General features: G+C 68.7%; 10 protein-coding genes. 7 read left to right on the forward strand and 3 right to left on the reverse strand.

Features of this window, described 5'->3' with window-relative positions; all coding sequences use genetic code 11:
• Positions 1-51 precede the first annotated feature (51 nt).
• The 5 genes from fliP to ACLFOB_RS13420 are packed head-to-tail and all read left to right on the forward strand — an operon-like array spanning position 52 to position 3,241.
• Positions 52-798 carry a flagellar type III secretion system pore protein FliP gene (gene fliP, locus ACLFOB_RS13400; RefSeq protein ID WP_410926398.1) on the forward strand — a complete coding sequence of 249 codons (747 nt, stop codon included), beginning with the start codon at positions 52-54 and terminating at the stop codon, positions 796-798.
• Complete coding sequence (gene fliQ / locus ACLFOB_RS13405) at positions 795-1,061, forward strand: flagellar biosynthesis protein FliQ (protein ID WP_410926399.1); 267 nt, start codon at positions 795-797, stop codon at positions 1,059-1,061. The genes fliP and fliQ overlap by 4 nt, the downstream gene beginning before the upstream one ends.
• Complete coding sequence (fliR, locus tag ACLFOB_RS13410; RefSeq protein ID WP_410926400.1) at positions 1,061-1,879, forward strand: flagellar biosynthetic protein FliR; 819 nt, start codon at positions 1,061-1,063, stop codon at positions 1,877-1,879. Before fliQ ends, fliR begins: the two co-directional genes overlap by 1 nt.
• Positions 1,872-3,032 carry a flagellar biosynthesis protein FlhB gene (locus ACLFOB_RS13415; RefSeq protein WP_410926401.1) on the forward strand — a complete coding sequence of 387 codons (1,161 nt, stop codon included), beginning with the start codon at positions 1,872-1,874 and terminating at the stop codon, positions 3,030-3,032. Before fliR ends, ACLFOB_RS13415 begins: the two co-directional genes overlap by 8 nt.
• Positions 3,032-3,241, forward strand: coding sequence for a hypothetical protein (locus tag ACLFOB_RS13420; protein ID WP_410926402.1), 210 nt, complete (start codon positions 3,032-3,034; stop codon positions 3,239-3,241). The genes ACLFOB_RS13415 and ACLFOB_RS13420 overlap by 1 nt, the downstream gene beginning before the upstream one ends.
• Here ACLFOB_RS13420 and ACLFOB_RS13425 read toward each other — a convergent pair.
• Positions 3,238-3,789 (reverse strand): hypothetical protein, encoded by a 552-nt coding sequence (locus tag ACLFOB_RS13425; protein ID WP_410926403.1) that lies wholly within the window; start codon positions 3,787-3,789, stop codon positions 3,238-3,240. The genes ACLFOB_RS13420 and ACLFOB_RS13425 overlap by 4 nt on opposite strands.
• 149 nt (positions 3,790-3,938) lie before the next feature.
• On the opposite strand from ACLFOB_RS13425, the gene ACLFOB_RS13430 reads away from it, so the two are divergent.
• Positions 3,939-4,682: a hypothetical protein gene (locus ACLFOB_RS13430; protein WP_410926404.1), complete on the forward strand. Its 744-nt coding sequence runs from the start codon at positions 3,939-3,941 to the stop codon at positions 4,680-4,682.
• Positions 4,683-4,705: 23 nt separating this feature from the next.
• Positions 4,706-5,410: a hypothetical protein gene (locus tag ACLFOB_RS13435; protein WP_410926405.1), complete on the forward strand. Its 705-nt coding sequence runs from the start codon at positions 4,706-4,708 to the stop codon at positions 5,408-5,410.
• 110 nt (positions 5,411-5,520) lie between these two features.
• Here ACLFOB_RS13435 and rpoN read toward each other — a convergent pair whose 3' ends face one another.
• Positions 5,521-6,876: an RNA polymerase factor sigma-54 gene (gene rpoN / locus ACLFOB_RS13440; RefSeq protein WP_410926406.1), complete on the reverse strand. Its 1,356-nt coding sequence runs from the start codon at positions 6,874-6,876 to the stop codon at positions 5,521-5,523.
• A gap of 178 nt (positions 6,877-7,054) precedes the next feature.
• On the reverse strand, positions 7,055-7,208 hold a 154-nt coding region (locus ACLFOB_RS13445; RefSeq protein ID WP_410926407.1), incomplete at its 5' end, for a flagellin.

The following is a 7,208-nucleotide window of genomic DNA, read 5'->3' on the forward strand; positions in this document are numbered from 1 at the left end:
GCCACGGCAGCTTGCCACCGCCTGCAGCGCCAGAAAAAGGGGGAAGGCGGAATGATCCGGCTTGCGATCGCGCTTTTCGCCCTGCTCATGGCCGGAACCGGAGCTGAGGCGCAGGGCCTGCCCGTCCTCACGCTCGATGAGGGCGAGAACGGCACGAGCTATTCGCTGTCGCTTCAGGTTCTGTTCCTGATGACGGCGCTGACGATCCTGCCCTCGCTCGTTCTGGGGATGAGCGCCTTCACCCGCATCATCATCGTGCTCTCGATCCTGCGTCAGGCGCTGGGCACGCAGCAGACGCCGCCCAACCAGGTGCTGATCGCGATCACGCTCTTTCTGAGCTTCTTCGTGATGCAGCCCGTGCTGGCGGAAATGTACGCGATGGCGCTCGAACCCTATCTGGACGGACAGATCGGCGCGCGCGAGGCGCTCGAGCTTGCACGCGCACCGATCTCGGCCTTCATGATCGAGAACACGCGGCAGAACGATCTGCTGATGTTCGCCGATCTCGCGGGGATCGAGGGCTTCGAGAGCCGCGAGGAGGTGCCGCTGTCGGTGCTCTTGCCCGCCTTCATCACCTCCGAGCTCAAGACGGCGTTCCAGATCGGCTTCCTGATCTTCCTGCCCTTCCTCGTCATCGACATGGTGATCGCCTCGATCCTGATGGCGCTCGGCATGATGATGCTGTCGCCCATGCTTGTCTCGTTGCCCTTCAAGCTTCTGCTCTTCGTGCTGGTGGACGGCTGGGCGCTGACCATGGGCTCGCTGGCAAGCGGCTTCGGCACGGGGGTGCTGCAATGAACTATGATGCGAACATCGAACACCTGCGGCTCGCCTACTGGAACATCCTGCTGACCGCGGGTCCCGTGCTGGGTGTGGCGCTGGCGGTCGGGCTTCTGGTCGGCGTGCTGCAGGCGGCGACCTCGGTGAACGAGGCCACGCTGAGCTTCGTGCCGAAGCTCGCGGTCGTGCTGCTGACCATGGGGCTCGCCTCGGGATTCATGATGACGGTGATGACCGACTACGTCACCGACATCTTCGCCACCATCGCGACGATCCGCTGATGCTGACGGGCGCGGACGCCACGGCCGGCCTGCCCGCGCTTGAACTCGCGGCGGTGATGACCTGGGTTTTCCAGTTCATGTTCTCGATGCTGCGCATCGGTGCCTTCCTCATCGCCTCGCCGCTCTTCGGGGCGCGATTCATCCCGCTGCCGGTGCGGATCGTGGCCGCCGCCGCGCTCACGCTGCCCACGCTCTCGCTCTACGAGCCGCCAGCGCCGGACGCCTTTCGCAGCCTGGCGCTGGTGCCCGCCGTGCTGACCGAGGTCGCCATCGGCGCGCTGGCGGGGCTGCTGCTCACGGTTGTTTTCGGCGCGGCGGCGCTGGCGGGGGATCGGATCGCCAACACAGCCGGCCTTGGCTTCGCCTCGCAGGTGGACCCGGCCGCCGGTGTGACGATGCCGGTCGTCAGCCAGATGTTCAGCCTCTTCCTACTTGTGGTCTTCGTGTCGCAGGACGGGCACCTGACGGCGATCCGCCTGGTATTGGAAAGCTATGCCGTCCTGCCGCCGGGGCAGCCTGCGAACCTGACGCTGGGGGTCACCCAAGGGCTCGAGGCCGTGGGTCTGATGTTCGTCGCCGGCGCGCAACTGATGATGCCGGCGGTGACGGTCCTCCTTCTCGTCAACATGGTCGTCGGCGTCGTCACGCGCTCGGCCCCGCAGCTCAACATCTTTTCCGTGGGCTTCCCCATGACGATCCTGGCGGGCGTCGGCCTCCTGTGGTGGGGCGCCCCAGCAATGGGGGTGGCGCTTTCGGCCCTCGCCGAAGAGGCGGTGATGCGCCTGTCGGACGCGCTGCAGGGGGTGGCCGATGGCTGAAGAGAACGAGGACGGCCAGGAAAAGACCGAGGAACCGACCCCGCGGCGTCTGGAGAAGGCGCGCGAGGAAGGCCAGGTCCTGTCGTCGAAGGAGGTCTTCGTGTTCGTCGGCATGGCGGCGGCCACGCTTATGCTGGGCGCGGGGCTCAGCTACCTGCCGGAGGTATCGTCGGGCTGGGGTGGCTACCTGCGCTTTGGCGGGCCGGAGCGGCTGGATGCGCAGATCGCCGCGCGGGCGCAGGCGGCACTGGAATTCTGCCTTTACGCGGGGCTGCTCGTCGGCCTGCCGCTGATGGCGCTGACGCTGCTCGCGCAGGCGGCGATTGGTGGCGGCATCACCTTCGCGGCCAAGGCGATGCAGCCCAAGGCATCGAAGCTCAACCCGCTCAAGGGGCTGCAGCGCATGGTGTCGATGAAGGCGCTGGTCGAGCTTGCGAAGGCGGTGCTGAAGGTCTCGCTGCTGATCGGCGCGGGGCTCGTCACGCTCATCCCGGCCCTACCGCGCCTCGATACACTGGTCTTCGCCTCGGTGGCCGAGGCGATGGACGTCTTCGGCGGCGTGACGGTGCGTGTCCTCGGCACGCTCTGCGCGGGGCTGCTGGCGATCGCGGCCGTCGATCTCGCGTGGCAGATCCACAGCCATTTCAAGAAGCTGCGGATGACCCGGCAGGAGGTTCGGGACGAGCACAAGCAGACCGAGGGCTCTCCCGAGGTCAAGGGACAGATCCGCCGGCGGCAGATGGAGGCATCGCGCAAGGGAGCGCAACGGCGGCGCGCGCTCGACGACGTGCCCTCGGCCACGAGCATCGTGACGAACCCGACGCATTTTGCCGTGGCCATGCGTTATGTCCCCGGCGAGACGGATGCACCTGTCGTGGTCGCGGTGGGCGACGGGGCGCTCGCGCATCGTATCGTCGAGATCGGCGGCCGCGCCGGGGTTCCTGTCCTGCATGTGCCCCTGCTGGCCCGCGCGCTCTACTTCACTGCCGAGATCGGACAGTCGATCCCCGAGGATCTCTACGCCGCCGTCGCCGTGATCGAGGCGCACGTCCAGCGGCTCGATCACGGGCTCGACGCCGAGCTGCCGCACGTCGAGCTGCCGCCCTCGATGCGCTTCGACGAGCACGGATACCCGCTGGAAGGAGAGACATGATGATGAAACGTCACGAAACCCGCGGCGCCGGGCAGACCATCTCGGCCATGACATTCGCCTGTGCGGGCGCCGTCTTTGCCTCTGCCGCGCTTGGCGGCGAGCATGGCGTACTGGCCTCTGCCGTGCTCGCGCTCAGTTCCGCCGCCTGTTTCGCAGCCGTCCTCGGCACAACGCTCGCGAAGCGGCTGACCGGCCGCCGCAAACGTTAGAGCGCGGGACGCACCTGGGCCCCCGCGGCGAGCCGTATCGCCCAGGCGTGCACCTCCTCCGCGAAGATCAGGGCGACTTCGGGATGCGCGCGCAGGAGCGCATCGATCGCCCGTTCGCGCCCCTCCAGCGGCGGTTCCGCCTCGTCGAGGTTCGCCGGCGTCCAGTCACGTCCCGGCAGGCGCAGCTCGATCCCGGCGGGCGAGATGTCGCGGTAGCCCCAGCGGAAGCCGAACAGGTCGTATTCGAACGGCCCGTCGCTCTCGGGTTCGCCGTCCAGACGGATCAGATGCATGCGGACGAAGTCGAGCAGCGCGTCGCGGGTGCGCTCGAGAATTTCCGCGCCGATCGCCCTCCACCCCGCGTCTCGCCCGGCATCAAGCCGCTCCCACGGGTCGTCGCTCGCGGCGGGGCGGAAGACAAGACGCCCCTCGACACCAGTTTCAGCGATCTCGAACGCGCTCTCGGCGACAACCAGCCGCGCGAAGGGGGCGCCCGGTCCTGCGGGGGCCGGACGACAAGTCTGCTCTTCGATCGCTTCGTCGCGCATGACGCCCTGGCCTCCTGTCGTTTCGGATCCTGTTGAGGGGAACGGCGCCGCCGCGCCGCCGCTTAGGGCCCCGGCAGAGATTTCCGCGCGGCCCGCAACTGGCACGATTGCTGCAAGAACAGCAGTCGACATCCCGACGGGAGTGCCCCATGAGCAAAAAAACGACCCTCGAGGAAAGCGTAAAGCTCGCCCTCGAGGCCGCAGAGGCCGCGAATTCGGTCGCCGCAGACAACGAAGCTGCTGCGGCCGCCGTCGAGAAAGCCGCGCGGCAGATGGAGCGGACGACGCGCCGCGCGACCCTCGCCGGCGGCGGAGCTGCCGGGCTCGCCCTTGTCGCCTGCATCCTTGGCGGCATGGCATTCCATCGCGCCCAGACGGACATGACGCACACCAACGAGACCCTGATCGAGGGCCTCGCGATGTTCGCCGAGAGCGTGGATGCCCTGAAGACAGCGGTCGAAACCGGTGGAGCTGTGCTCTCTGATGCGGCGGACGAACAATCCTCGATCGCCGCCCTGACCGCGCGCCTCGACGATCTCGAAACGGTGATCGCCGCGCGCGTGGTCGAGGCCGTCGAGGACTCCGCCAACCTCGGCCCGCAACTCGCACGGGCGATCATCGAGGAAATCGGCGCGACCGAGGCGCGGCTTCAGGACGGCGTGCTGCAGCGCGCCCGCGATCTGGAGCTCTCCTTTACAGAGATGCTTTCGGCTCAGACGGACGCGCTCCTCAACGTCCGTCCCGCCCCAGAACGCGCAATCGAGGCGGCGCCGCGCCCACCCGCCCGGCCGGCGGGAGCAGGCCGGGACGAGGCGCGCGCCGGCGGCGCTAAGGCCGGCGGTGGCGCGGGCGCCGACGGCACCGACAGCGTCAATCCCTTCACCTACCCCTGATCTGCCAGAGGAGACCTGACCGAATGCAGGAGAGCGATGCGGACAAGGGTGCCGGTGCCCGCGGCACGGCGCTGGAACTGCGCGCCACCAACGAAAGGGGCGCGGCGCTCGGGCTCCGGGCGGGCGATCAGGTCGTCGCGATCGACGGCACCCCGCTGACCGGCGGCACCGCCGAGCTGACGGCGGACCTTGCACCGGGCCGAGGCCCGCGCGCACTTGGCGTGCGGCGCGGCGATGCCACCTTTCCCGTCCTTGCCGACACGAGCGACCTGGGGCGCTGGGTTGCGATTCCGGCCCCCGAGGGCCTGCAGCCGCGGGCACTCGATCCCGACACGCTGTGCAACTGGGAGCTCTTCCGCGACGCGCGCGGCCGCTACGACCTGCAGCCGCTGACCCCCTCGCTCTGGGCGCTCGTGGCGACGCCGCTGTGGCTGGCCCACAACCGGCTCTGGACCCCGCTGGCCGTGCATCTCTCCGCGACGGTCAGCGCCCTGCCGGTCGGGGTGCTTCCGGCCTGCGCGGTCTATGCGCTGGGCTCCGTATACGTCTGGCGCGCGGCACGGATGCTCTTCCGGGTCGCCCGGCAATCCGAGGGGATGCAGCCTTTCGCACTGGTGGCGGCAAGCGCGGCACGGGAGGCGCACGCGCTCTGTGCGACCCTGGCCCCGGACCTGCGTCATGTGGATGCCTCGCCCGCGCCGGCGGAGCCTGCCGCGATCGGCCGCTAGGCCCGCGGCGCCGGCCGCGCTACCCTGACACATCGCTGGCAGGCCGCGCTTCGCGCGGTTTGCCGGCTGGACACGCCGCCGCCCGTTGGCGGCGGCGGTGGCGGCCGGGGTCAGGCGCCTGTCAGTCGCGCCGCGCGCCGGCGCTGGAACGACGAGGGGATGCCCAGCGCCTCGCGGTATTTCGCAACCGTACGCCGCGCGAGCGTGACGCCGCCGGAATTCACCAGCTGGGCGATCGCGTCATCGGACAGCGGCTTGCGCGGGTCTTCCTCGCGCACAAGCTTCTGAATCTGGTGCCGGATGGCAGCGGCAGACTGATCCTCGCCCCCAGCTCCGGCACCCGACAGCCCCGTGGAAAAGAACGCCTTCAGCGGAAGCGCGCCCTGCGGCGTGTCGATCATCATGCCGGTGGTCACGCGGCTCACCGTGCTTTCGTGCACCCCCACCGCCTCGGCCACGTCGCGCAGCGTCATCGGACGAATGCGGGCGGGCCCGTCTTCGAGAAACGCGGTCTGACGCCGCACGATCTCTGCGCCCACCGCCAGGGTCGTGCGGTTGCGGTGTTCGACCGCGCGACGCATCCAGCGCGCATGCGACAGGCGGCCGCCGACATAGGCGCGGGTTTCCTCGCAGCGGGCGACCCGCGCGCCCAGTTCCGCATTCACATGCACGGCCGGAACGGTCGCGCGGTTCAGTTCGACGGCCCAGCCGTCGCCGTCCTGCCGCGCGATCAGGTCGGGCGGTCGCTCCGAATGGTCCTCGGCGTTGAAGTGGGCGCCCGGCTTGGGATCGAGGCAGCGCAGAAGGGCAAGCTGGCGCCGCACCTCGGGCTCGTCGCAGCCGCAGACACGGCACAGCCCCGCGATGTCGGCCTTAGCGACCAGCGGCAGGTTTTCCAGCAGGCGCTCGAAGGGCTCCGACAGAAAGCGCCGGTCCTCGGCCTGAAGCCGCAGGCATTCGGCCAGATTGCGGGCGAAGAGGCCCGCCGGTTCGACCTGTTGCAGCCGGGCGAGGAACCCTTCCGCGCCGTTGCCCGGCACGCCGGCCCGCGCCGCGAGCTGATCAAGATCCTCGCCGAGCCAGCCGCTCGGCTCCAGCGCCTCCAGAAAGACTTCCGCGGCGGCGCGGTCGCCCGGATCGTCGAAGATCAGTTCGAACTGCTCGCGCAGGTGGCCATAAAGCGACTTGGGGCGGGCCTCTGCGCGTACCTGCACATAGTCGAAGTCATCCTCCGAGCCCCCGCCTGCCCGGCTCTGCGGCAGACCCGGTTCGCTGCGCGGCGGGGCAACCTGCGCTTCCGTCTGCGCGGGTGCCACCTCGAGAAACGGGTTCTCGGTCGCCTGATCGTCGAGATACGAATGCAGCTCCTGGTTGGACATCTGCAGCATGTAGATCGCCTGCTGCAGCTGGGTGTTAACAACCAGAGATTGTCGCTGGCTTACCGTCTGAATCGTTCGCAGTTCCATGGTCACCCCTCCGGTTTTGAATGACCATAACCTTCGGTTGTGCGGTTCTCCCAATCTTCCGTTTGACGGTCGTGCGACGGTCTTCCGTCACGTTAGTCATGGCTCACAACTATATGCCCAAAAAGAAAAACCCCGGCGCCAGAGCGCCGGGGGGGTTGGCGTCGGTGACGGTTTTCCGTCAGCGCAGCAGGCTGAGGACGTTCTGCTGCGAGGAGTTCGCCTGCGCCAGCATCGAGGTGGCCGCCTGCGAGAGAATCTGCCCGCGCGCGAGGTCGGTCGATTCCTTGGCGAAGTCCGCGTCCATGATGCCCGAACGCGCCGCCTCGACGTTG

The sequence above is a fragment of the Rhodosalinus sp. genome, assembly GCF_046542825.1.
Classification (GTDB): Bacteria; Pseudomonadota; Alphaproteobacteria; order Rhodobacterales; family Rhodobacteraceae; genus Rhodosalinus.